The organism is Chryseolinea sp. T2, assembly GCF_037203685.1.
Classification (GTDB): Bacteria; Bacteroidota; Bacteroidia; order Cytophagales; family Cyclobacteriaceae; genus Chryseolinea.
This window is the reverse complement of the sequence record NZ_JBBCAU010000004.1, coordinates 235,314-259,267: the sequence shown is the minus strand read 5'-3', so window position 1 is coordinate 259,267 and position 23,954 is coordinate 235,314. Positions and strand designations below refer to the sequence as shown.

The following is a 23,954-nucleotide window of genomic DNA, read 5'->3' as shown; positions in this document are numbered from 1 at the left end:
TTTAACTGTCGCTGCGTATTCAATATCTCTAAATATGTATTTGGCAGAACCGATCGATGTCATAATCTAAAAAAGAAGAAATTATGAAGGTATTGTTACGTGTATGGGGAATGGGGATGATCATGGGCATCGTTTGCGGATGCTACCCCAATGGACCTGATTATGTTAATGACCTGGACCTCGTTGTCACGAGGTTTGACAAGACATTCAATTTTAAGAACGTTCGCACTTATGCAATTCCAGATGACGTAGTGAAGATCACAGGTAACGCGTCTAAGGGTGATGAGATAGTGTTTGTCGACGATGAATATGCGCAGGTCATACTCAAAGCCGTTAAAGACAATCTGGAGTCGTATGGCTGGGAGCAGGCTGATGTTTCGACGGCTGATGTGGTGATCTTTCCAACTGCAATGTCTTCAACAACTTTTGTCTGGTACTATGACTGGTGGTGGTGGGATTGGTGGTACCCGTGGGATTATTTTGGATGGTACTATCCATACGACATCTATGGAGGCTCTTACACGTCGGGCACTGTGTTTCTACAGATGACGCACCGCGAAGGTCAGACCGCAGTGGGCAATCTTCCGGTACCATGGGCTGCAATCCTCAACGGCTTGCTGGAGGGCGGTACAAATAATGTCGACTCGCGAATTGAGCGAGGCATTGATCAGGCATTCAAGCAATCACCTTATCTGGATATTGACAAATAAACCGTAGATGCCATGAAATATTTATACGCAATATTGTTGTGTAGCATCGGTCACTCTGCTCTTGCCCAAAGCTATGCGTCTGCACAATATTCCATCAATTTTCCCATGGGGAACACAGCAGATTTTATATCGAAGCCAAGTTTTAGAGGACTTACATTTGATTATCGGTATGAAGTGACACCCAGGATCCTGGTTGGTGTGAGCGCAGGCTGGTATACATTCTACAATGAAGCTGGCTACGATTCATATACTTCAAAGGACGAGTCGATCACAGCGAGCGGACAACAATTCCGCTACATGAACAGTGTACCCTTGCTGGTTATGGCAGACTATTATTTTTCAGAGGCAGATTTGAAACCGTTCGTGGGGGTTGGCCTTGGCACGACGTATAACCGTGTTGATCTCGAGATGGGTATGTACACATGGAGGGCCGACCCGTGGCAGTTTTCGGTTGCACCCGAAGCAGGTTTAGCTTACAAAATTGCAGAGGGAACATCAGCGCTTGTTTCGGTGCGATACAATATGAGCTTCAGTTCCCGCGATCTGGACTCACAATCATTTCTTGGACTGAATCTTGGATTAGTTACATCGCTTGGCCGATAGTTCGGTCATCGCGAGGTCGTGATTCCGCAATCATTGCCTCAGCTTAATTATTAAATAAGTGCGGCTTAACATGAAGACCTTATTGAAAGTCGTACTTACGGCGACACTTGCATTGCTCGTCACCTTGTCGGTATGTGCTCAGAAAAAAAGTAAGCCATCGATGTTCGATTCCCTCGACCACAAGTTGGACATGAGTGACTTTCTGATAGAAGCGAACGGATTCATACCAGTGCCGGTAATAGTCACAGAACCAGCACTTGGAGGATTTGGACTTGGAGTCGCTCCCATCTTCATCACCCGGCGCAAACCGACAGTCGATAAGTCTGGAAAAGCTGTGAGAATTCCGCCGGATGTCACAGGGGGTGTTGGCATGTATACAGTAAACAATACTTGGGCTGCACTGGCATTTCGTCAGGGCACATGGCTAAAGGCGGGGAGTAAATATCGCGCAGGTGGGGGTTACGCCAACATTAACATGAAGTTCTATCGAAACACTGCAGCCGGTAAAGAGTTTTCAACAGAATTTAATCTTCGAACGACACCGTTTACCGGATCTTTATTAAAACGTTTTGGGAGTACACCCTGGAGCGCAGGAGTTGATTATACTTTTCTAAATACTAAAGTATCCGTAGATGGCGGTTCATTACCTGATTTCGTTAAGAGCAAAGAAATCAATAGCAGAGTGAGTATGCCAGGACTGACATTGGAATTTGATAGTCGGGATAACATCTTCACGCCGAACAAAGGCATCCGGTCTCAGGTGAATGTAAGCTTCTCTGATGATGGATTTGGGAGTGATTACAATTACCAAAATCTGAATGCTTTCATCTACGGCTACTTCCAAATGTTTCACAACGTTGTGACGGGTTTGCGCTATGAGATGCAACAGGTATTTGGCGATGTACCTTTCTATCTTGAGCCTTATGTTGATTTACGTGGTGTTCCCACCGCACGATACCAGGGAAACATATTTTCAGTTGGAGAAGTAGAGGTACGGTGGGACATTGTTTCCCGTTGGAGTGTTGTTGGGTTCGGAGGCGCTGGTAAAGCTTATGATAGCTGGGGAGAATTTAAAAATGCAAGCTGGGTAGGAAGTGGAGGTGGAGGATTTCGCTATTTGATAGCTCGGAAGTTCAAAGTGCGAATGGGAGTTGATCTCGCACGCGGACCGGAACAATGGGCGTATTACATCGTATTCGGAAGTTCCTGGTTAAGGTGAAATGAGCTGCGGATAGCATCGCGAACGTTTATATGTAACACATAATATGATACGCCGCTATCAAGAGGAGTTGACATTTGAGTCAAAGTAATATGTGCTGAGGCAGCGCGATTTTTGATATCGGTCAGGAGTCAGGCGTTGAACTTCTCATCGCAAAATTTTAAGGATTTCAACAAACAACAAAACATTAACCCTAATACAATGAAAACTCTCTTAACAACATGCGCGGCACTGTGCATCGCTCTTAGCAGCTATGCCCAGGATGAAAAAGTTAAAGAAATGGACGCCAAACTTGTTAACAAGGATGCGGTACCCGGACCGGTTGTAGCGAAAGCAGAGAAGGATTTCCCAGATGCATCTCCATTCAAATATTATAATGTGGGCGAAACGACGGTGAACCGTGACTGGCGTGTGTCCGAATCCGTGGACATGAAGCCTGGCCAAAAAATAGACTATTACAAAGTTGACATGAAGGGGAAGAACTCAAACTTTGAAGCCCTTTACGATGCAACGGGCAAGTTGATTATGTCCAGGGAAGAACAGAAAGACGTTGCCTTGCCGCCTGCGGTTCGCACTGCCTGGGCAAGCGGAGAATACAAGGATGTCGCTCTGGCCAAAGACAAGCATGTTAAAGTTATTGATCACGGAAAAAAAACTGAATACTATGTACTGTCTTTGAAAGACGGCCGGAAGGTAACTTACGATTCGAATGGGAAAATGCAGAAAGTGTCAAAGTAACATTATGCTTGTAATCATGGCGTCGGCTCTGACGCCATGATTAGGCAACCAAATACCAGGAACGACCATCCTGCTATGAATTTGAAGCCACTTTTATTGCATATCGATTGCATCTTGTATATTGACGAGTCGCGTCACCCTGACTCATGGATCGTCAAAAAGAGGTAAAAGAGATTTCAATACGACCAGCGCAAGGTTTGTCATTTCCAAAGTGGTCTGTCATTGTCGTTCTCATGTCAATCCTCACTTCTCAGACCTCGAATGCCCAGGTACTCATCAGCCTGGTCTTTGGCGACAAACTCAATTCCAACAAAATAGAGTTCGGCCTGGACGGCGGAATAAGTATGTCCAATCTGGAGGGACTTCCTATCAGCAAACCGCGAACAGCCTTTAACCTGGGATTTTACTTTGACATCAAGCTGCGCGACACCTCTTGGATGGTGCACACCGGTGTAATGGTGAAGTCTTCGTTTGGTGCGCGCAAACTGCCGGTATATCCTCTAGGCGATCCAGAACTCGACGCGGTATTCACTAACGGCTCAGTTACACGCAAGCTTGGTTATTTCAATGTGCCCGTCATGATGAAGTACAAGTTTACGCGCAGGTTCTCTGTCGAAGCAGGCCCCATGATAAGTCTCATGAACAAGGGTGTGGATGAGTTTATCAACTCTGTTGCAGATGACGACGATCTTATTCACACGGTGAAAATTAAGAAACAATATCATCCTCTGGACTTCGGTTTGATTGGCGGGGTTTGCTACCGACTAATGAAAGGACATGGTTTAAATCTCGGCGTCAGATACTACTTTGGTTTTACTGATATTGAAATTGATGACAGCGGACCAGATGTTTTCAATCGTTCGTTCTATGCCTATGTCGGAATACCAATTGGCATCAGCAAGAAGGCCAGAAAGGCCAGTCAAAAGGAATGATGTTTTACCTTCCATTAACCGTTAACTGAAGGTCACCATCTGCGATTCGTTTACAATTGACATACAATTCGTAGGTTTATGATGATCGGTCCGTACACAACTGACTAATCACTTTCAGCTTTGAATCCATCGTCGTACATGAAGTGTAGATTACTGCTCATTTGGTTCGTGGTGATTTGCCCGTCAGCAATGTCGCAATCGCGCAACGGGCAATTGTGGGCAGAGTATATGCTCAACTATGCGTTTGCCAATTCCTTTAATCTTGAAAACACAATATCCTACAGCACCGCGTTTACCACGCCCAAATGGCGATCGTTCGAGTATAGCCCAACACTTGATTACTCAGTATTAAACTGGTTGACACTTACGGCCGCAGCTACCATGACATTTACTGCGCAAACCGAAGACTACAATACGTTTGAACTTCGTCCCGCAATTGGCACGCGCATTCATATTACTCCCAATCAACGAGTATTGCTCAGGACATATCTCAGAGTTGAACAGCGGAACCTGAAAAATTTAGATACCAAGGAATGGGAGACGTCTTACCGGCCACGTGTAAGACTTGAATCAATCATTCCCATTAACCGTAAGAGCTATTATGAAGACAGGTTGTGGTATGGAATTGTTGACGTAGAATTGCTTTATACCACTAACGATGTGAAAGAGCGATTTGCCAACAGGTTCCGAATCAGAACGGGCGTTGGGTATAGACTCAACGCGGGCAGTCGCTTCGAGTTGATCTATATGTTACAGGAATCGCGAAATGGAATCAATGAGGCTTTCACAAGCGTTGACAACATTATTCGAGTTCGTTATCGGCAATTCCTGAGGGTTCAAAAGAAGCATATCGAAGGAACTGGCAATTGATTGTCATTCCGGAGAACAGAAGAAGGCAACGACAACAACTGTTTTGAGAAAACTATATGACCAAAAAGGCTATCGGTAAAAAAAGTTCGCCAACAGATGTAAAGGGATTTCTGGACGAGTTGAATCATCCTTTAAGAAAAGTAATTGATGACCTGAGAGGAATTATCACGAGCGCATCTCCGGACCTTGAGGAGAATATCAAATGGAACGGGCCCAATTTTTTTCACGAAGGTGAAGATCGCATAACGATGAAAATCCATCCGCCAACTCAGATACAACTCATATTTCACCGAGGGGCAGCAGTGCTTGAACAGCCTCCAGCGCCTCTGATAGAAGATAATTCCGGCATGCTCAATTGGAGAGGAAATGACAGAGCCATTGCCAGTTTCCGGTCGGAAGCGGAAGTGATCAAACGCAAGGCTGCTTTAACCCGTGTTGTCAAAGCGTGGGTTGATGCCCTCGATGCGGGCAATTGATTTGTCGCAATGTACCCTTTGGTTTGTCGCATCCGACAAGCAGACAAATCGCTATGATTGCTGAGATTTGTATCATCAGCAGCAATGAACGCGGCTGAGGCAAATACATCAAAGAAATAAACTTCAACATTATGACTACCCTTTCGCTTACTGAAACTATTCCCAGTAAATCACAACGCATCACTGGCTGGGTGATGAGTGGATTCGTGATCATGTTTCTGCTGTTCGACTCTGTAATCAAGTTCGCCATGCCACCACAGGTTGTAGAAACAACGGTTAATGAATTAGGCTTCAAGCCGCATCATATTGGCCTCCTCGGAGTGATTGGATTAGTCGCAGTTATTCTGTACGCAATCCCCCGGACGGCGGTGCTTGGAGCAGTTCTGATAACAGCTCAAATGGGAGGCGCAATTGCCATTCATGTGCGTGTGGACAATCCGTTGTTCAGTCATCAGTTATTTCCAGTATACATTGGAATTCTGATGTGGGGAGGTCTGTGGCTGCGGCTACCTGCGCTGAGACGACTATTCCCGATCGTGCGGGAAGCCTAGCGCAGATGGTTCTAGGTACTCGTGAATGCTTGTTTCAGCAGACTGACTCAATTAATTCGCCGGGCCCAAAGCTCTCAACTGTTAACTTTGTACCTTTCCTGAGAGAAAACAATAACCTTGAGAGTAAACAACAACGCTATGGCTGAACGCATTTCTCCCTTAATCGATGCTTCCGAGCTGATGTCGCTCCTGAGCAAAAGTGATGTCGTATTGGTCGATGCAAACGGGGCACCAGATGCCCGCACAACCTACGACGATCATCACCTGGAAGGTGCAGTCTTTGTTGACATGAACAGGCAACTTGCCGAGATCGGCCCCGATGCTTCCAAAGGTGGTCGCCATCCATTGCCGTCAGCAAAGAAGTTTGCTGCATCGCTGACCTCGCTTGGAATTACGCCTGATAGCCGGGTCGTTGCCTACGACGACAAGAACGGAGCAAACGCTGCTGCGCGGCTCTGGTGGATGTTGAAAGCAGTCGGGCATAAGCGTGTCCAGGTCCTCGATGGCGGGTATCAGTCGGCAGTAGCAGCCGGGTTTCCTGTTTCGAAGGAATCGACAGTTCCCCAAAAAGTAGCCCCCTACCCTGCCAGTGAATTCCGGCTGCCGCTTGCTGGCATGTCTGATGTAGACGAGGCCAGGCAAGATTCCGGATCTGTTGTCGTTGATGTTCGCGATCCGGATCGTTATAATGGCATTAAGGAACCAATCGATCTTATTGCAGGACATATTCCCGGAGCCGTGAATATTCCGTTTGCTTCAAACCTGAATGCTGATGGCAAGTTCCTGTCGCCTGAGGAGTTGCGTGCAAAATATCAACAGGCATTTGGTGAGATAAGTGCCAGCCATGTGATCGTCCACTGCGGGTCCGGAGTAACGGCATGCCATACGCTCCTGGCACTCGACCAGGCTGGTATGGAAATTCCAAAGTTGTATGTGGGCTCCTGGAGCGAGTGGTCCCGTAATGACAATCCTATGGAACCCGATCAAAAGTAATTTTGTCAGGTTTTACTATGGCCTGTGATCGGTGGCCTGAGAGGTCATTTTATTAGATTTGCGGGCCATGAAGAATATCATTGCCTTTTTGATACGTTATGTACCGCGGAAGTACCTGCAGAGGGTAAGTGGCGTGGGAATGAAAATACTGGCCATTTTGTACAGTGGCAAAGGAGTCCAGTGCCCAATCTGTGAACGGGAATTCAAGAAATTTCTGCCTTATGGACGCATCAATCCCCGGCAGAATGCACTGTGTCCCAGCTGCCTGTCGCTTGAGCGACATCGGTTGATATGGCTTTACCTGAAAGACAACAGCGATGCGCTCACCAGAAAACAAAGAGTGCTGCATATTGCGCCGGAGGCGTGCTTCATGAAACGGCTGGAGGAGATTCATGGTGACCAGTACATCACCGCTGACATTGAATCGCCTTTGGCCAAAATCAAAGCAGACATTCATCACTTACCTTTCGAGAGTAACACATTTGATGTGGTATTATGCAACCACGTACTGGAGCATGTTCAGGATGACATCGCCGCCATGCGGGAAATGACACGGGTTCTTAAACGTGAAGCATTTGCCATCCTCCAGGTACCGTTCTTCCGACCGATCGACGATACCACATATGAAGACCCTGCCATTACGAGCCCTCGCGACAGGGAACGCATCTTTGGACAGGCTGATCACGTCCGTAAGTATGGCCACGATTATCCGTTGCGCTTAAAACGAGGGGGGTTCACTCCGATCGAAAGTGATTACGTTGATCACCTGAGTGAAGCCGATCAAAAGAAATACGGTCTTGTTAAGGGTGAGATTCTTTACGGAGGATTCAAAGGCGAATATGCCCCGCCTTCGTAAGCGAAGGTTTGGCAGCACAGTTTCATACAAAAAGAAAAGGCCACCTGGGTGGCCTTTTACTTTTTTGAGTGTCGGTGACACTATTATTTTAAAGTTTGCCGACGAACAATTCCGTCTGCAACTCTTTTAACAATTTGATTAACCTAATTTCTCAAGCACATCCATTACTTCTCGCACAGCTGCACGGCTTGATTCGAGCAGAGCTTTTTCACCGGCATTCAAATCGAGTTCGATAACCTTTTCGATACCGTTCTTACCAAGAACTACAGGGATACCAAGGTAGCAGTTCTTAATTCCGTACTCGCCTTCAAGCTTCATACAAACCGGGAACACACGACGTTGATCTTTAACGATCGCTTCAACCATTTGTGCTGCGGCAGAACCAGGAGCGTACCAGGCAGATGTGCCCATCAGCTTCACGAGTTCACCACCACCAACTTTGGTTCGCTCAAGGATAGCAGTCAATTTATCTTTGTCGATCAACTCTGTAACAGGGATGCCCGCGACAGTAGTGTAACGAGGGAGTGGCACCATTGTATCACCGTGACCACCGAGCAGCATGGCCTGAATATCTTTAGGAGAAATATTCAGTGCTTCTGCGAGGAATGCACGATAGCGGGCTGTATCCAAAATACCTGCCATACCCATCAAGCGAGTTCTAGGAAACTTACTTGTAATATGCGCCTGATAGGTCATCACATCGAGCGGATTAGAAACGACGATGATAATCGCCTCAGGTGAATACTTTACAATATTCTCTGTAACAGACTTTACGATACCGGCGTTTGTTCCGATTAAGTCATCACGACTCATGCCAGGCTTTCTGGGAAGACCTGAAGTGATCACCACGACGCTGGAACCTGCTGTCTTAGCGTAGTCGTTCGTAACGCCAACTGTTCTGCTATCGTAAAGGTCGATGGGCGCTTTTTGCCAAACATCAAGGGCTTTGCCTTCAGCGAGACCTTCTTTGATGTCTACCAGTACTATCTCATTGGCTACTTCACGGTAGGCCAGTACATCAGCGCAAGTGGCACCTACGTTACCAGCGCCAACTACGGTCACTTTCATTTTTAATTGGGTTTAAATGATTGGATAAAGACCTCCTTTTGAGGCGCGGCAAGTTATTAATTCGATACCGATTTGAAAATTATTTTTCGCAAAAGACGAACGCACCAAAATGGTCCGGGACCAGGAAAACATTTCTATAAACGACTGATCTCTAACCTGATACGTTTCGTGGTGGCCGTAGTTATCTTGAATCGATCGTCTATTCTCAGACCGGAAACCCAGACAATATTGCCGTTTGACTCCACTACAGTTACCAGTTCCTTGTCGGCAACCGAGAGTTTCTCGTCAACCAGAAAGTCACTCAGCTTTTTCCGGTGTCCCAGACCCAATGGAAAAAAGAAGTCACCCGCCTTCCATTTTCTCCAGGTCAACGGCAGAGATACATTTGATGCATCGAGAATTGCCGTGTCTTGTGAATTGTTTAAATGACTGTCGGAAGGCTCGGTTTCAGAAACACTATGAAATGCAAGTGACCAGGGTCCCATATAGTATGCTCCGGTTGCACCATTAACTATTACCTCATTCCACTCATTCTTTTTTTCTATGATGATGATATCTGTACGATCCAATACAAGAAGGTGAGTCGGTGAAGTGAAACGCTTCCCAGGCTGACCATGTACGGCGCGCAGTATGTCACAAGCCTGGTCGAAGTTAAAACCAAAGTTTCTGATGAATCTCCAAAGCATCGCCGGATTGCCGGGATATTCATCAAGTGCCGTCTTGCTCACTAAGGTTCTGCCCTGAAACTCCCTGACGTATTCAGTCTTCCATTTTTCGGATGCGCGGAGAATGATGCTGATCTCCTGATTCACCTTGTCATATCCATTTCTCCAGGTTGATTCAAGTGAGGGATTCATTTCACGCAGATGAGGCATCACATGATGTCGAATATAATTTCTCTGATAGTTATCCGAATGATTACTCTCATCTTCGCGCCAGACAATTCCATGCACATCGGCATACTTCTCAACCTGTTTTCGGGAAGCAAACATCAATGGTCTGATAATGCGACCATTCTTTATGGGCACTCCTGAAAAACCATCTACGCCACTTCCTCTTATAAGATTAAGAAGTATGGTTTCCATAGTATCATCGAAGTGATGTGCAGTAGCTATGTGATCAAATTTCTTTGCGTCGGCCAGTTCTTTAAACCAGGCATATCTCATTTCACGCGCCGCTAATTGAATGGATAAAGAATTTTCCCACGCATACTCTTCAGTGTTAAAGCGACGGGTAAAGAAGGGTATATTAAACGCCTTGCAGACTTCCGTGACAAATTGCTGATCGCCGTCTGACTCATCTCCCCGCAGTTGAAAATTTGCGTGGGCAACGGAGATATTGAAACCAGCCTCACGGAAAAGGTACAGCATGACAATAGAGTCGATACCACCGCTAACGGTGAGCAAAGTTGAATCGCTCTGAGAGCACAACTGATTCCGGCTAACGAACTGCAAAAACTGGTCAAGCATTCTGCAAATGTACGATTTCGACTCCCAATGGATGGACAGGACTGCATTTTTTGGCCCAATGGTTGTAGCTTGCAGACGCGATGAAAAACGGACCATCCTCCATAACGCACTCCACGAGCTGTTATTTTTCCGGACTTTGTTCCGGCTTGATCCTCAGCATATTAGTGTGTGTGGTTCTGGTGGTGACTTCGGCGACAGAGGTTTCGGCCCAGAAACGCCTCAAGCTCAAACACGGCGATCAGCTGCGCAGCGGGAAGGATGCTGCCGGAAACAAGTTCGACAGGGTTATCGGTAATGTTATTTTTAATCAGAACACAACGACGATATACTGCGATTCTGCCTATTTCTACAAGCAGAAAAACTCTATTGAAGCATTTGGTCACATTCGTATAACGGAGGGAGACTCCGTTACGATCACCGGTAACCGGTTGGAATATGATGGAAATACCAAGCATGCAAAGCTGCGGAAGAACGTCGTGTTCACGAAACTTGCAACGTCTACGCTATACACAGAGTTTCTCGACTTCAGTCGTCCCGATAATCTGGCCTTTTACTATAACGGAGGAAAGTTAGTCGACAGTATAAATGTGCTGACCAGCAGTAAGGGATATTATAATGTAAATAACAACATGGCATCGTTCAAGAAGGATGTTGTTGTTACCCATCCCGACTACATCATGAAGGCTGACAGTCTGCAATACAATTCGAAAAGCAAAGTCATATACTTCCGTACCCCGACAAACGTGGTGCATCGGAAAGACAGCAGCACGTTCGTATATCAATCCGGTGAGTACGACACGCGCGCACGCCACTCTGTTGCAGAGCAAGGCACAGGAGAGACTTCAGAATACAAGGTGGTAAGCAAAGACTATCAGCTTGATGATATGCGCAAGATTTATAAACTGCGAGGCGATGTTGTAATGACTTCTAAGAAAGATAACCTTCTCATATTCGGGCAGGCTGCCGACTATTACCGGGCGAAGGGTTACTCAAAGGTTTATAATCGCGCCTATGCGGCAAAGATCACCGACAACAATGATACGCTTTTCATCGCGGCCGATACATTGGTATCAATCGAGAATGAAGACGAATCCAAGAAGCGGTTGCTGGCTTACAACAATGTTCGTATATACAAAAGCGACATGCAGGGAATTGCCGACTCGCTAGAGTACCGTACGCTGGATTCAGCTTTGTATTTTTATAAGCAGCCCGTTCTTTGGACTCAGGGTAATCAAATGTCGGCTGATTCAATACAAATGATCCTGCGCAACCAGACCATTGATAAGGTTTATCTGAATGCTAACGCCTTTGTGATTTCAAGAGATACTTTGCTGAACTTTAATCAGATCAAAGGCCGGCATATGACGGCGGAGTTTAAGAACCAGAAGATAAACCGGGTTTACGTCAATGGTAACGGAGAAAGTATATACTTCCTGCTGAGCGAAAAAGAGGGGGGTGCCATGGGTATGAACAGGATTATCTGCAGCGACATTACCATCAGGTTTTCTGATGGACAAGTGAAGACCCTAAGTTTCTACAGGCAGCCCGATGCACGCTTTATCCCACCCCACGAGCTAAAAAAGGAGGAAATGACTCTTAGAGGGTTCACCTGGAAGGAAGACAAGAAGCCTGAAAGGAGCGACGTTGTCGGATCTCGTCCCTAGGAGACAGCCATTTACAATCGCCGCAATCGTTTGCTCTAAAAAGTTAACCTGTTGGTAACGAAAATGTCATGGTTCTATTATGACAAAACCGCAAAAAGTTTAACTTTTGTGAAATTCGTTCGGAGCCATGAAGATTGTGTTGTTAGTGGTGATGGTGGTTGTTTTGAATACTGTGGCATTCCCACAGGGATTCGAAATAACAGGCCTCCAGGACAACTACAACGGCACAATCGGAGAAACCATCAAGGCTCCCGTCAGGATCAAGAACACCTCTGACAAGGCCATTACGGTCGTTATTCGCAAGATTTCCAGTCAAATCGGATCCACACAAAAGAACTATCTGTGTATTGATGGCAACTGCCTCGATCAACGGGTAGAAGACTACATTGTGAAGCTGGATGCCGGCCAAAGTCTGAACACCTTTCAGATTGTGCTGGACGCCGGGCTTGTATCTGGAGAAAGTGTAGTTAAGTACCAGATTTACAACCGCATCAACCCTGGCCAGCCTGTAGAATTCGACCTGAATTTCAACGTAGAGGAGCGACCGGAAAAAGAAAATATATACTCATCCCGCTTTGTGACCCTTCACGATGTCTACCCCAATCCAGTTGTAGATCAGGCCGTTGTAGACTATAAAATCCTCAACGAACGCATTAAGGCAAAGCTCGTCGTCCACAATTTGCTGGGCAATGTGGTTGGAGAATACTCGCTTCCCAGCTTCGAAAACCTTGTTCGCGTAAAAACTGACGACCTGGCCGCTGGAATCTATTTTTACACCCTGTACGTGGACGATGAGAGCGTGATGACCCGCAAGCTGATCGTACGAAAATAAATCGCGGATTTAGCGCCCTAGCGGGAAACCTTCCTGTTTTTCACTTCATCCCATTATTGTACTATATTTGCGGGCTTATGCGACGCCATTCAACGATCCTTGTACTTGTTACCGTGCTATTGACCGGTGTATCATGTAGTAACTTCCGGAAAATTGAGAAGAGCCAGGACTGGCGTGTGAAATACGATGCGGCACTGAAATACTACAATAGCAAGAAGGACTACTACAAAGCATCGGTGCTTTTCGAACAAATCATTCCCATCGTGCGTGGATTACCCGAGGGTGAAAAGGTTCAGTTTAACCTGGCATACTGCCAGTATTACGACAAGCTTTATCTTCTGGCTTCGGAGCAGTTCAAAACGTTTTACGAGACTTATGGTCGCAGCGCACTGGCAGAAGAAGCTCGTTACATGTACGCATACTCGCTTTACAGATCATCGCCTAATTCCAATCTTGACCAGTCGAGCAGTGTCGATGCAATGTCTGCCATGCAGTCATTCCTGAACCGGTATCCCGCCAGCTCATTTAAGGACCAGGCTGTAGAGGTCATACTTGACACTCAGCAGAAGCTTGAGAAGAAAGGATTTGACAATGCATATCAGTATTATAAGATGCGCAGCTACAAGGCAGCGATTGTTGCGTTGCGTAACTTCATTGATAATTTCCCTGACTCAAAATATCTCGAACGGTCGTATTATCTGGTGATCGTATCAGAGTACAGACTGGCAGAGCAAAGCATTTATAGCAAACAGCTTGATCGTTATAAGGAGGTAGTTGAACACTATAAAACTTTTGTGGACAAGTATCCCAATAGTACCTACCTCAATGATGCAGAGAAACTTTATGCATCAAGTTTGGAAAAAGTAAACAAGTCGAAAATCCGTAATACTTAAACAAATGGCAGTTCAATCATCAGTCATTACTCGCGATGTAGAAAAGATTGCAGCGCAAACTGGAAACATCTATGAATCAGTAGTGGTTATTTCCAAGCGTGCTCGTCAAATCGCGGTAAACATTAAAGAAGAGCTTAACAACAAGCTTGCTGAATTTGCTACCACCGTGGACAACCTTGAGGAAGTGTTCGAGAACCGCGAACAGATTGAGATCTCAAAGTTTTATGAACGTATGCCGAAGCCTACAACCACGGCAACAGAAGAATTCCTGGAAGGAAAGTTGAACTTCCGGATGAGAAATGAATTGAATTCGAAGCAGGATCTCTGATCTTAGCCATCTCATGTTGAAGGGTAAGCGTATTCTGCTGGGCGTTTGTGGCGGCATCGCTGCTTATAAAACGGCCGTGCTAACGCGTCTGCTGGTGAAAGAGGGTGCCGTCGTGAAAGTTATCATGACACCATCGGCGCACGAGTTCATTACTCCGCTTACCCTTTCTACATTATCAAAGAATCCGGTATTGACGGCCTTTTCAAAAGGCGATACGGGCGAATGGAACAGCCACGTAGATCTGGGTTTGTGGGCTGATGTAATGGTGATCGCACCTGCAACAGCCAACACGATCGCGAAAATGGCTCACGCCCAGGCTGACAATTTATTGTTGGCGACTTATCTATCGGCCAGATGTCCTGTGTTCGTGGCCCCTGCTATGGACCTGGATATGTTTCAGCATCTTTCGGTCAGGGAGAACCTCGAGAAGTTACTTTCATACGGTAATCACATCATTGATCCGGGCATCGGAGAACTTGCCAGTGGTTTGTCTGGTCAGGGACGAATGGCGGAGCCTGAGGACATTCTTCAAAAAGTACAGATGTTTTTCACCAGCGTGCAGCCACTACGTGGTGTGAAGGCCCTGGTGACTGCAGGACCTACACTCGAGGCCATTGATCCTGTTCGATTTATCAGCAATCACTCCAGTGGCAAAATGGGATTCGCAATCGCTGAAGCACTTGCGAACTTTGGGGCCGAGGTACATTTAGTCTGTGGCCCAACCCAACAACATACTAACCATCCACTCATCAGCGTTACGCCTGTAATCTCCGCGGAGCAAATGTACGAGGCGTGCAGGAAAAGCTTTGAAACTGTTCACATCGCAGTACTAGCAGCAGCAGTTGCAGACTACCTCCCCGTGACGGCAGCGAGTGAAAAGATTAAGAAGAAGGACTCCAATATTAACCTTGAACTGACTAAGACGCGGGACATTGCAGCGGAGCTTGGAAAAGGGAAACGCGTTGATCAGGTCCTTGTAGGATTTGCTCTAGAAACCAATGATGAAGTTTCGAATGCATTGAAAAAACTGAAGGCCAAGAATTTTGATTTGATCGTACTGAACTCACTGCAGGACAAAGGAGCTGGGTTCGGACTTGACACCAACAAGGTGACGATCATTGATCGGAATGAAAAGGCAACCACTTTTGAGCTTAAAGGCAAGCGCGAGGTGGCCAATGACATTGTAAATGCCATTGTGGAAATCTTACAGACGAAACGGTCGGTCACGAGTTTATAAAGGTCAGACCCGATCATTATTTTTTTAGTTAGAACACCTTGTAACGATGCGTAAACTTTTTGCACTGCTATTGATAGTCTGTGTCGGAACGCCGCTTCTTGGGCAGGAATTGAACTGCACCTGCACCATTAACTCGACCCAGATCACTACCTCTGACCGTGGTATTTTCCGTGACATGAAATCAGCGATCGAACAGTTCATGAATTCCCGTAAGTGGTCGGGCGATGCTTACAAGAGCCATGAGAAGATCAAATGCAACCTTTTGATGACAATCACCAAGATGCCTTCAGTCGGAAACTTCTCGGCATCACTCCAGATACAGTCAGCACGTCCGGTGTTCAATACAAATTACTCGAGCCTCACATTCAATTTTGCCGACCGGGATTTTGAGTTTGAGTACATCGAGTCGTTGCCAATGGAGTACAACGACAACACCTTTACGACGAACCTCACCTCGATGCTGGCGGTTTACGCCTACCTCATGATCGGTGTGGATTCTGATTCCTTTGCTGAACTTGGAGGTACCCCCTATTTCCAAAAAGCACTTGCCGTAGTGAACAATGCGCAGCAATCAAACCGTGCTGGCTGGGAGCCCATGAACAGTAACCGGAGCCGCTACTGGATTGTGGAGAATTATAATAATGGGCAGATGACCGAAATGCGAAAATCATTCTATTCCTATCATCGTTTGGGTCTCGACACATTTGAAAAAGACCCTGACAAGAGTCGTGAAGTCATCGTGAAAGGCCTTCGCGAAGTAAAAAAAGTCCGCGATGTAAATCCAACTTCAATACTCGTGGTCAGTTTCTTCGATGCCAAGAGTAAAGAGCTGGCCAACCTCTTCTCGACCGGAAACGTACAGGTGCGTCGGGAGGCATACGATATCATCACTGCCATCGATCCTTCCAACAGGACGGCGTACGAGAAAATGATCAAGAACTGACCCTGCCTGGTGTTTTTAGTGTCAGTTACTGACACAGTTTTCCTGATCTGTCCCTCAGGCATTGCACACGCCCCTCTCTTTTACGACTTTGCGCTGGATTGATTGCATCTAACATGGCAACACGACAACTCAGGATATCGGATGTTCAGCAAATCAGGCAGCAAGTAGGGCAGCTTGTGGGCAAAAAAATCAATATTGTACTTCACGACGGAACGGCTATGCTTGGAATATTGAAAGCGTCTAACGATCATGAAATCGTGTTGCAAAACATGGCAATGAGGAAACAGAGTTATCCTCTATCGAAAATTACTGAGATATACATTGATTCGCTGGCCTGATGCTGAAGCAACTTACCATTAAGAACTACGCGTTGATCCGTCAACTCTCGCTTGAGCCTTCGGCAAGTCTGAACGTAATAACCGGAGAAACCGGAGCGGGAAAATCAATTTTACTGGGCGCCATGGGGCTGCTCATGGGTAATCGCGCCGACAGCAAAGTACTGCTCGACGAAGATCAGAAATGCATTATTGAAGGCACGTTTGATATTGGAGAATACAAGCTCAGACGCGTTTTTAAAGAAGAAGATCTCGACTATGATGATCAGACGGTGATCCGGCGGGAACTTAGTCCTGGTGGGAAGTCGCGCGCCTTCATTAATGACACACCTGTTACCGTTGATGTTATGAAGCGCATTGGTGGCATGTTGATGGATATTCATTCCCAGCACGAGACACTTCTGCTGGGGCAACAAGCATTTCAATTACGCCTTGTCGATGCGTTTGCCGGGAATCACACTTTGCTCGAAACGTATGCAACTGAATGGACTGAATATCAAAAGGCGCGCAAACGATTTGAAGAGCTGACCGCCGAAGCAGATACTCTTCGGCAGGAAGCAGACTATATCGGTTTTCAACTTGAGGAGTTGGAAAAGATGGGATTTGAAGAGACCGAGCAGGATACGCTTGAGTCGGAGGTTCGGATTATGGATCATGCGAGCGACATTAAAGGACGCTTCAAGCAGGTACTTGACCTCGTAACTGAATCTGAATATGCGGCCCGTAACGGACTGTCAGAGGCTCGTGGACATCTTCAGCAAGTGGCCTCAATCGTACCGGCTTTTCAGCAGCTTCAGGATCGGCTGGAAAGCGTGATCATTGAACTTGACGATTTGATGGGTGAGGTTGAACGGGAAGGTGAAAGAGTTGAGTTCGATCCCGAACGTGCCGAGGTCGTTAGAGAACGTTTGAATCAGCTCTATCGGTTGCTCAAGAAACATAAGGCGGGTGATCTCAAAGCATTGTTGGTGATCCAGGCTGAGCTTGGTCGCAAGAACGAGCTCACTTCAAATTTGGACGAAGCGTTGGCCGCTGCAGAAAAAGATGCGGAACAGGCCCTGACAACAGTTACTGAAACCAGTTCCAAACTCAGTGCAGCGCGAAAGAAAGTGCTGGCGCCGCTGGGAAAACAAATCTCCTCGCTCCTGGGCAATCTGGGAATGCCAAACGCAACGCTGCAGGTAGACGCACAAAAGATACCGTTGTCGGCAAATGGTACTGATCGGATAGATATCCTGTTCAGCGCCAATAAAGGCATAGCGCCAAGACCATTGTCACAAGTTGCCTCGGGCGGAGAATTCTCAAGACTTATGTTCAGTATCAAATATGTAATGGCAGAGAAAAGTGCCATGCCTACTTTGGTTCTTGACGAGATAGACAGCGGCATTTCAGGTGAAGTTGCCATTAAGCTGGGTAACATGATGAAAGTGATTTCGAAGCGTCATCAAATCATTTCTATCAGCCACCTTCCACAAATTGCAGCAAAAGCAGATGCTCATTACTTTGTCTTCAAGGATCATTCTGCGGCAAAAACGACCAGTTCAATCCGCCCGTTATCAGAGCAGGAGCGCGTTTCTGAGATCGCCAAAATGATAGGAGGAGAAAAACCGTCGCGCGTAGCTTTGGAAAATGCACAGGAGTTATTGAACGCGAAATAATAGCTTCGTCAATCTCCTATCTAACCAATAACTTCGTTAGTGTTCATCCGAACAAAGCCTCGTTAAGGTTTCAGCTGACTTTTAACGGCCATCAGGCAACTTCTTTCTTCCTTGAAAGTTTCTTCTGTGCTTTACGCTCAGCTTTCACTTCCTTTTTTACTCGCCGTCCCATTGTTCCTCTGAGTCGCTCCCAGAAACCTTCACGCTTTGTGATACTGACAAAATCCGAAACGTATGCAGAGGAGTAGTCTATTACTGGCAGTTTTTTTCCATCAAGGTCAATCCTATCGAACACTATCGGAATAGCTTTTACCCCAGGCGTGTACTTCTTCATAAAGCTTCGAAGCAAGCCGGCCTGGAAGGGATCGGTCGAAAGAGCAATTTTCTCAAAGCCCATTTGTTTGGCCATCTTCCAGCTGTAGTACACATTTTCCGTGCTGTGCTCGGCCTTGGTTTCAGAGAATGTGTGCTCCGGGGGAATGCCCAGCGAGTCCGCAATGATCTTCATGGTAATCCCTTCCACGTATGGACTATACACTGCCGAACCTGAGAATATGATGTTCTTAGTAAATCCGCTATCATAAAGTTGCTTCGCCCAAAGAATGCGCATCGTCATGATAGATGTGGTGTTTTCCTTTTCGTAGGGAACACCGGGTACAATTATTACATCAAAAGGTTTTTCCTTTTTTGCACGTTCATAAGACTTCTTCGCATAATGAGAAAAGCTGCAATGTGTCAGCAGCATCGCCAAGGCAAGGAAAACATGGAAGTACAGGAAAATCTTAAAGAACTTTTTCAACCCACGTGTCATATCCCTAAAATAACAAATTACCGCTTTTGTTTGGCTATCCCTAGTTTCCAGGCTGAATCGTATTCCAGAATTCCTTCGTCTACCATGTCCCGGATTACATCAACGAAGAGCTCACGATCTGACGGTGAGATATGAGTTTCAATTTGTTCAATCGTGAGAAGCCGCCCTTGCAGAACTCTCAATACCTCTGCCCGCATATTAGCGAAGGCATCATCGTCCGCATCCTTCTTATTTTTCACGCAAACGTCACATATTCCACAAGTTCTGTCTGTTTCTTCGTCAAAATACTCCTGAATCAATTGCATCCGGCAGCGATCTTTTGTGACGAACCCGGACATCGCTTTCATTTTGGACAATATCAGTACGCGTCGTTCCTCCAGACGCTTGTTATCGATGGGTAGACGTTCGGCGTCCTGCCTTGGTAGCGTGAAGGTTACTTGTGGCTTGTCTTTCACCGGCAGATAAATGATCAACCGAAGCTCATGCAGGTGCTTGAGGATATCCACAACCTCATTCTGACCAACCTTCAACGCCCGCGCTATCTGGCTCTCGGAGATCTTCGAAAAACCGGAAAGCAGCTCCCCCCCATAGAGGCGCAGCAATAACTTGACTATCGGGTCGAATTTGGCATTTGCAATCTGGAACTCGTAGAGTTTCGTTCTGTCCGCCACCATATGAACTGCCGATGGGCTGTAGAAGCTCTCAGAAAATTGGATCAGCCCTTCGGATTCAAGTCTCTTTAAGGCATGAAAGACTTCTGCGGGATGCAGATGAAAGCGTTCGCTGAAATCCTGAAGCTCAAAGTCGAAGCTTTCACCATCGCCGCTGCCAATTGCCAACTGGAAGTAATTACACAACGCCTGGTATACACGTGCCAGATAAGAGCCTGTAGGTTGGGATTGTTCAGCCTTGACCTCCAGATTCTGAATGTCGGCGTCGTGAAATATAACAACCGCGTAGGCCCGCTTTTCGTCTCTGCCTCCCCTGCCCGCTTCCTGATAATAAGCCTCCATGTTCTCAGGCAGATGGAGGTGAATAACTATCCTGACATCAGGTTTGTCGATACCCATGCCGAAGGCGTTGGTTGCTACCATTACCCTTACCTGGTTTTTTATCCATGAGTCTTGCCTCGAAGTACGTTCTTCAAATGACAGGCCGGCGTGATAGTGGGATGCGGTAATTCCTCTCTGGGAGAGCCACGAACCAATATCCTGCGTTGCCTTTCTCGAGCGAACATAGATTATAGCGCTGCCTTTCACCTTTCGCAGAACCTCCAGCAATTTCTTCTCCTTATTCTCACTTTTCCGAACGACGAATGCCAGGTTGTCCCTGGCAAATGACTTTTGAAACTTAACGCCTCCAGCACGAAAGGCAAGTTTATCCATGATGTCGAATGCTACCTGGCGTGTAGCGGTAGCGGTAAGCGCTATTACAGGAACTTCAGGATGGAATTCGCGGATAGCGGCGATCTGAAGATACTGTGGACGGAAATCATATCCCCACTGGGATATACAATGGGCTTCGTCAACAGCGAGGAGGGCGACTTTCATTCTCTGGAATCGAGCCATGAACAAATCATTATGCAAACGTTCCGGCGAGACGTACAGAAATTTCACCTGCCCATAAACACAGTTGTCCAAAAGGATGTCTATTTGTGATCGCGGCATTGCTGAGTATACAGCCACCGCTTCAATGCCCCGGTTTTTTAATTGCTCCACCTGATCCTTCATCAGGGCAATGAGTGGTGTGACCACTACACATATTCCATCAAGCAACAGCGCGGGCACCTGAAAACACACTGACTTTCCACCACCCGTTGGGAGTAAGGCAAGCACATCTTTACCAGTAAGAACTGCCTGTATTATGTCCTCCTGCAGCGGACGGAAACGATCATGCTTCCAGTATTTCCTGAGAATGCTATGGGGTGTCTCCACTTACCAGTCAAGTTTTTCTTTTCGTAAAAAAGCCTCGACACCCCGACGGCAGTCGGCTGTTACTCTTGCCCTCACATTTGTTTCAACGCCATGGCTAAGCGCCTCAACGAGACCCATTGACTGAATATCAGCAAGCATCTGTTTGGTCATGGCCATTGCCTCCCCGGAATTACCTGTCACTAACTGATCAACAAATTTTTCTACCTCTGCAGATAGTTCATCCGGCGATACTACACGTGTTATTAGTCCCCATTCGCAGGCCTTTTCCGCACTGATCAAGCCGCCACTCAACAACATGTTTCGTGCATGCCCGCCGCCTATTCTTCTAATGAGGAAGCCCATGACTATGGCAGGCACGAAGCCGATCCGTACTTCAGTATAGCCGAACTTTGCCTGGGGAACAGCAAGGACAAAGTCGCATACCGTTACAAGGCCACATCCTCCAGCTAATGCATGTCCCTGTACTTCGGCAATGATTGGTTTAGGACTGGTGTACATGCTATAATACAAATCCTTTAACGCTGCCGAGTCCGCAACATTTTCAGCATAGCCATACTGCTGCATGTCGCGCAAGGATGCAAGATCAGCTCCGGAGCAGAAAGAAGTTCCTTCCGCACGCAGCACAATCGCCCTAACATTCGGGTCATTGCTAAAGTCGTCAAATGCTGTTTTCAATTCCCTGATCATTAGAGGAGAAAGCGCATTTCTCTTTTCCGGTTGGTTGAGAACAATAACAGCTTTGCTACCTTTTTGGTATGTGCTAATGAGTTCCATATTCAAAGTTAAGTTGCATGGCGCCCTGATGCAGGACGCTATGAAGCAGAAAGTGAAGGCCGGCAGCCTGTTCAATTAACTGTTGGCCTACTTTCAAATCATTACTTCCATCCACAACATATCGTTTCGCTACTATCAAATCCGAGGCGCGTCGCAGATCCCTTACTGCGTTCTCACTAAAGATCACCAGGTCTGCCTGCAACGGACCTTCCAGCTCCGGAATCTCGCCGTAAACACGGACAATATTATAGCCATGCCAAACAAAAAGATCGCATCCCGGGAATACAGTTTGGCCAGTCAAATTCATTACGTTATCAGCCGCTCTATGAGAGACCCTGTTTGGAACGACCTGGCGTCTGTCGTACTTCAAATCAGGCGAACCGATATAGTAAGTTACGTATTCTGAGATCAGATCGACAGCCGTTGTTCCTCTTGTTGAATATACGGTCACCGTCGGAGTATTTAAATTGACTGTGTATACCCACGAAGTCATGCCAAAAGTAGCGATTAGTGATAATACGACAACAAGCAAAGATCCTGACCGGCGTCCAATCCAGACTACGATTGTAATCACAACGGCAGACAGGACAAGACACTGCAAAGATGTAATGAAGATATTTTCTATTACACTGCCCGGCAACTTCTCCACAAGGAAAATTAGTTGATTAAGGAAATCAATAAGCAATTCAAGAATGCGGCCGGTCAGTTTTGCGACCGAATCCAATGGACTCACCAGCAACAATCCGATTCCCAACAGCAATACAGCAAATGATCCGGGAACTATGAAAAGATTTGAGAGAAGAAAGTAGTTCGGAAACTGGTGAAAGTATAACAGACAGAGGGGTAATGTTGCCACCTGCGCCGCTACGGAAACGGTAACTACCTTCCATACTTCATCCCATAACCATCGATGGGGTTCCCATAGCTGGTAAAGACCTGGTTGTATCGCGACGATTCCAACAACGGCAATGAATGATAACTGAAACCCGACAGACATAATCATAAATGGGTCTATGACGAGCAGTATAAAAACTGTGGCTGCCAGTATATTATATATTATGATCCGGTAATTCGAGGCACGCGCAATGGATGCGAAAGAGAACATGACTACTGCACGCAAGACCGACGCTGAGATGCCTGTTATAAATGCGTATGACCACAGTACGATAAGGCTCAAAACGAGCAGCTGCCAACGTACATGTTGACTGGAGAATGGTTTGAACAAGAGGAGTAACAGCCAATATACAATGCCTACATGCAACCCTGAAACAGACAGGACATGCATCGCTCCTGTCGCGGCATAGGCACTGATCAGGTCATTATCAAGGCCATCTGTGACTCCCAATACGAAAGCCGAAGCGATTGCCGATTCGCGATCGCCCTGCACAAACTTTTCGATAACTCCTTCTGCCCATAGCCGTGCCGTGATGGCCATTCCGATCATTTGGTTTGGCGGGTGAAATGACAATCGTTGTATCTTAGAGGGGGCAACGGTGGATTGAAAATACACTTGTCGGTTTTTCTGATACGCCTGCAGATCAAATTCTCCCGGATTCTGTGGCGGCGGAATACGGATGAGGGGCGCGCTCACAAGAACTACGTCGCCATAACGATATGGTCTTATGAGCGAATCTTTTCGGACGTATAAGATCGCGCGCGAACTCGCCACCGTCCAGTTCTCACCGATCAACACTTGCTGTACTGCGATCTCATACTTCCAGGTCTTTGGTCGTTCCTGCGCTGCCGCATCAATGATGGCTTGAAACGCAGTTACATTCCCATTAACATTGGTGAGATGATACCGCTCTCGTGATTCGTCTGAGAGCAAAACATTGAGGCACCCCGCTGAAAATAGTGAGGTCGCCGCGAATAATCCTGCCGTTAGTGTTCTCCCGCAATTAATGAACACACAAAGAAGGAAGGCTATCGTGAATCCGGAGGTAATGATAATGTTAATACGTGTGTCGATGCGATCGGCAAATGAAATACCGATCACAACGCCACTGCCGTACAGAATTGAAATGCGGACAAATGCGTAGGGTATCCATCTATACATGATG

24 protein-coding genes are annotated in these 23,954 nt (G+C 46.6%); 18 read left to right on the top strand and 6 right to left on the bottom strand.

Annotation, left to right across the window (positions count from 1 at the left end):
- Positions 1–83 precede the first annotated feature (83 nt).
- The 10 genes from WBG78_RS15540 to WBG78_RS15495 all read left to right on the top strand — a co-directional run bounded on the left by WBG78_RS15540 (position 84) and on the right by WBG78_RS15495 (position 7,948).
- Positions 84–710, top strand: a complete 627-nt coding sequence (locus WBG78_RS15540; RefSeq protein ID WP_337327367.1) for a DUF4136 domain-containing protein — start codon at positions 84–86, stop codon at positions 708–710.
- A gap of 12 nt (positions 711–722) precedes the next feature.
- Complete coding sequence (locus WBG78_RS15535) at positions 723–1,313, top strand: outer membrane beta-barrel protein (RefSeq protein ID WP_337327366.1); 591 nt, start codon at positions 723–725, stop codon at positions 1,311–1,313.
- Positions 1,314–1,383: 70 nt separating this feature from the next.
- Positions 1,384–2,532 (top strand): hypothetical protein, encoded by a 1,149-nt coding sequence (locus WBG78_RS15530; RefSeq protein ID WP_337327365.1) that lies wholly within the window; start codon positions 1,384–1,386, stop codon positions 2,530–2,532.
- 201 nt (positions 2,533–2,733) lie between these two features.
- Positions 2,734–3,270: a hypothetical protein gene (locus tag WBG78_RS15525; RefSeq protein ID WP_337327364.1), complete on the top strand. Its 537-nt coding sequence runs from the start codon at positions 2,734–2,736 to the stop codon at positions 3,268–3,270.
- Positions 3,271–3,416: 146 nt separating this feature from the next.
- Positions 3,417–4,202 (top strand): porin family protein, encoded by a 786-nt coding sequence (locus tag WBG78_RS15520; protein WP_337327363.1) that lies wholly within the window; start codon positions 3,417–3,419, stop codon positions 4,200–4,202.
- Positions 4,203–4,340: 138 nt separating this feature from the next.
- Positions 4,341–5,072 (top strand): DUF2490 domain-containing protein, encoded by a 732-nt coding sequence (locus tag WBG78_RS15515; RefSeq protein WP_337327362.1) that lies wholly within the window; start codon positions 4,341–4,343, stop codon positions 5,070–5,072.
- A gap of 56 nt (positions 5,073–5,128) precedes the next feature.
- Positions 5,129–5,548, top strand: a complete 420-nt coding sequence (locus tag WBG78_RS15510) for a DUF1801 domain-containing protein (protein WP_337327361.1) — start codon at positions 5,129–5,131, stop codon at positions 5,546–5,548.
- A 131-nt stretch (positions 5,549–5,679) separates the two neighbouring features.
- Positions 5,680–6,099: a DoxX family protein gene (locus WBG78_RS15505; protein WP_337327360.1), complete on the top strand. Its 420-nt coding sequence runs from the start codon at positions 5,680–5,682 to the stop codon at positions 6,097–6,099.
- Positions 6,100–6,237: 138 nt separating this feature from the next.
- Entirely contained in the window at positions 6,238–7,092 is an 855-nt protein-coding gene (locus WBG78_RS15500; RefSeq protein ID WP_337327359.1) for a sulfurtransferase, read from the top strand.
- Positions 7,093–7,159: 67 nt separating this feature from the next.
- Positions 7,160–7,948 (top strand): class I SAM-dependent methyltransferase, encoded by a 789-nt coding sequence (locus WBG78_RS15495; RefSeq protein WP_337327358.1) that lies wholly within the window; start codon positions 7,160–7,162, stop codon positions 7,946–7,948.
- Between the two features lie 138 nt (positions 7,949–8,086).
- Here WBG78_RS15495 and mdh read toward each other — a convergent pair whose 3' ends face one another.
- Positions 8,087–9,016 (bottom strand): malate dehydrogenase, encoded by a 930-nt coding sequence (gene mdh / locus WBG78_RS15490; RefSeq protein ID WP_337327357.1) that lies wholly within the window; start codon positions 9,014–9,016, stop codon positions 8,087–8,089.
- 134 nt (positions 9,017–9,150) lie between these two features.
- Positions 9,151–10,485 carry a tRNA lysidine(34) synthetase TilS gene (gene tilS / locus WBG78_RS15485; RefSeq protein ID WP_337327356.1) on the bottom strand — a complete coding sequence of 445 codons (1,335 nt, stop codon included), beginning with the start codon at positions 10,483–10,485 and terminating at the stop codon, positions 9,151–9,153.
- A gap of 80 nt (positions 10,486–10,565) precedes the next feature.
- Between tilS and WBG78_RS15480 the strand changes: the two genes are divergently transcribed.
- The 8 genes from WBG78_RS15480 (at position 10,566) to recN (ending at position 18,375) form a co-directional block, all read left to right on the top strand.
- Positions 10,566–12,149, top strand: a complete 1,584-nt coding sequence (locus WBG78_RS15480; RefSeq protein ID WP_337327355.1) for an OstA-like protein — start codon at positions 10,566–10,568, stop codon at positions 12,147–12,149.
- Positions 12,150–12,276: 127 nt separating this feature from the next.
- Positions 12,277–12,981, top strand: coding sequence for a T9SS type A sorting domain-containing protein (locus WBG78_RS15475; RefSeq protein ID WP_337327354.1), 705 nt, complete (start codon positions 12,277–12,279; stop codon positions 12,979–12,981).
- A gap of 77 nt (positions 12,982–13,058) precedes the next feature.
- A complete protein-coding gene (locus tag WBG78_RS15470) occupies positions 13,059–13,874 on the top strand; it encodes an outer membrane protein assembly factor BamD (protein WP_337327353.1) in 816 nt (271 codons plus the stop codon).
- Positions 13,875–13,878: 4 nt separating this feature from the next.
- Positions 13,879–14,202 carry a DNA-directed RNA polymerase subunit omega gene (locus WBG78_RS15465; RefSeq protein ID WP_337327352.1) on the top strand — a complete coding sequence of 108 codons (324 nt, stop codon included), beginning with the start codon at positions 13,879–13,881 and terminating at the stop codon, positions 14,200–14,202.
- Between the two features lie 13 nt (positions 14,203–14,215).
- Positions 14,216–15,439 carry a bifunctional phosphopantothenoylcysteine decarboxylase/phosphopantothenate--cysteine ligase CoaBC gene (gene coaBC / locus WBG78_RS15460; protein WP_337327351.1) on the top strand — a complete coding sequence of 408 codons (1,224 nt, stop codon included), beginning with the start codon at positions 14,216–14,218 and terminating at the stop codon, positions 15,437–15,439.
- A 46-nt stretch (positions 15,440–15,485) separates the two neighbouring features.
- Complete coding sequence (gene porD / locus WBG78_RS15455; protein WP_337327350.1) at positions 15,486–16,382, top strand: type IX secretion system protein PorD; 897 nt, start codon at positions 15,486–15,488, stop codon at positions 16,380–16,382.
- Positions 16,383–16,495: 113 nt separating this feature from the next.
- The gene (locus WBG78_RS15450; RefSeq protein ID WP_337327349.1) at positions 16,496–16,720 is read left to right on the top strand and encodes a hypothetical protein; all 225 of its coding nucleotides are present in this window, start codon (positions 16,496–16,498) and stop codon (positions 16,718–16,720) included.
- Entirely contained in the window at positions 16,720–18,375 is a 1,656-nt protein-coding gene (recN, locus tag WBG78_RS15445; protein WP_337327348.1) for a DNA repair protein RecN, read from the top strand. Before WBG78_RS15450 ends, recN begins: the two co-directional genes overlap by 1 nt.
- A gap of 91 nt (positions 18,376–18,466) precedes the next feature.
- Here recN and WBG78_RS15440 read toward each other — a convergent pair whose 3' ends face one another.
- Genes WBG78_RS15440 through WBG78_RS15425 form a run of 4 tightly spaced genes read right to left on the bottom strand, consistent with a single transcriptional unit; the run spans position 18,467 to position 23,950 of the window.
- The gene (locus WBG78_RS15440; protein WP_337327347.1) at positions 18,467–19,186 is read right to left on the bottom strand and encodes a YdcF family protein; all 720 of its coding nucleotides are present in this window, start codon (positions 19,184–19,186) and stop codon (positions 18,467–18,469) included.
- Positions 19,187–19,203: 17 nt separating this feature from the next.
- Positions 19,204–21,120, bottom strand: coding sequence for a RecQ family ATP-dependent DNA helicase (locus WBG78_RS15435; RefSeq protein WP_337327346.1), 1,917 nt, complete (start codon positions 21,118–21,120; stop codon positions 19,204–19,206).
- Positions 21,121–21,894 (bottom strand): enoyl-CoA hydratase/isomerase family protein, encoded by a 774-nt coding sequence (locus WBG78_RS15430; RefSeq protein WP_337327345.1) that lies wholly within the window; start codon positions 21,892–21,894, stop codon positions 21,121–21,123.
- A complete protein-coding gene (locus tag WBG78_RS15425; protein ID WP_337327344.1) occupies positions 21,881–23,950 on the bottom strand; it encodes a ComEC/Rec2 family competence protein in 2,070 nt (689 codons plus the stop codon). The genes WBG78_RS15430 and WBG78_RS15425 overlap by 14 nt, the downstream gene beginning before the upstream one ends.
- Positions 23,951–23,954: the final 4 nt, after the last annotated feature.

Coding starts and splice junctions, on each gene's coding strand:
- WBG78_RS15540 (WP_337327367.1), top strand. CDS start 84: ATGAAGGTATTGTTACGTGTATGGGGAATGGGGATGATCATGGGCATC.
- WBG78_RS15535 (WP_337327366.1), top strand. CDS start 723: ATGAAATATTTATACGCAATATTGTTGTGTAGCATCGGTCACTCTGCT.
- WBG78_RS15530 (WP_337327365.1), top strand. CDS start 1,384: ATGAAGACCTTATTGAAAGTCGTACTTACGGCGACACTTGCATTGCTC.
- WBG78_RS15525 (WP_337327364.1), top strand. CDS start 2,734: ATGAAAACTCTCTTAACAACATGCGCGGCACTGTGCATCGCTCTTAGC.
- WBG78_RS15520 (WP_337327363.1), top strand. CDS start 3,417: ATGGATCGTCAAAAAGAGGTAAAAGAGATTTCAATACGACCAGCGCAA.
- WBG78_RS15515 (WP_337327362.1), top strand. CDS start 4,341: ATGAAGTGTAGATTACTGCTCATTTGGTTCGTGGTGATTTGCCCGTCA.
- WBG78_RS15510 (WP_337327361.1), top strand. CDS start 5,129: ATGACCAAAAAGGCTATCGGTAAAAAAAGTTCGCCAACAGATGTAAAG.
- WBG78_RS15505 (WP_337327360.1), top strand. CDS start 5,680: ATGACTACCCTTTCGCTTACTGAAACTATTCCCAGTAAATCACAACGC.
- WBG78_RS15500 (WP_337327359.1), top strand. CDS start 6,238: ATGGCTGAACGCATTTCTCCCTTAATCGATGCTTCCGAGCTGATGTCG.
- WBG78_RS15495 (WP_337327358.1), top strand. CDS start 7,160: ATGAAGAATATCATTGCCTTTTTGATACGTTATGTACCGCGGAAGTAC.
- mdh (WP_337327357.1), bottom strand. CDS start 9,016: ATGAAAGTGACCGTAGTTGGCGCTGGTAACGTAGGTGCCACTTGCGCT.
- tilS (WP_337327356.1), bottom strand. CDS start 10,485: ATGCTTGACCAGTTTTTGCAGTTCGTTAGCCGGAATCAGTTGTGCTCT.
- WBG78_RS15480 (WP_337327355.1), top strand. CDS start 10,566: ATGAAAAACGGACCATCCTCCATAACGCACTCCACGAGCTGTTATTTT.
- WBG78_RS15475 (WP_337327354.1), top strand. CDS start 12,277: ATGAAGATTGTGTTGTTAGTGGTGATGGTGGTTGTTTTGAATACTGTG.
- WBG78_RS15470 (WP_337327353.1), top strand. CDS start 13,059: ATGCGACGCCATTCAACGATCCTTGTACTTGTTACCGTGCTATTGACC.
- WBG78_RS15465 (WP_337327352.1), top strand. CDS start 13,879: ATGGCAGTTCAATCATCAGTCATTACTCGCGATGTAGAAAAGATTGCA.
- coaBC (WP_337327351.1), top strand. CDS start 14,216: ATGTTGAAGGGTAAGCGTATTCTGCTGGGCGTTTGTGGCGGCATCGCT.
- porD (WP_337327350.1), top strand. CDS start 15,486: ATGCGTAAACTTTTTGCACTGCTATTGATAGTCTGTGTCGGAACGCCG.
- WBG78_RS15450 (WP_337327349.1), top strand. CDS start 16,496: ATGGCAACACGACAACTCAGGATATCGGATGTTCAGCAAATCAGGCAG.
- recN (WP_337327348.1), top strand. CDS start 16,720: ATGCTGAAGCAACTTACCATTAAGAACTACGCGTTGATCCGTCAACTC.
- WBG78_RS15440 (WP_337327347.1), bottom strand. CDS start 19,186: ATGACACGTGGGTTGAAAAAGTTCTTTAAGATTTTCCTGTACTTCCAT.
- WBG78_RS15430 (WP_337327345.1), bottom strand. CDS start 21,894: ATGGAACTCATTAGCACATACCAAAAAGGTAGCAAAGCTGTTATTGTT.
- WBG78_RS15425 (WP_337327344.1), bottom strand. CDS start 23,950: ATGTATAGATGGATACCCTACGCATTTGTCCGCATTTCAATTCTGTAC.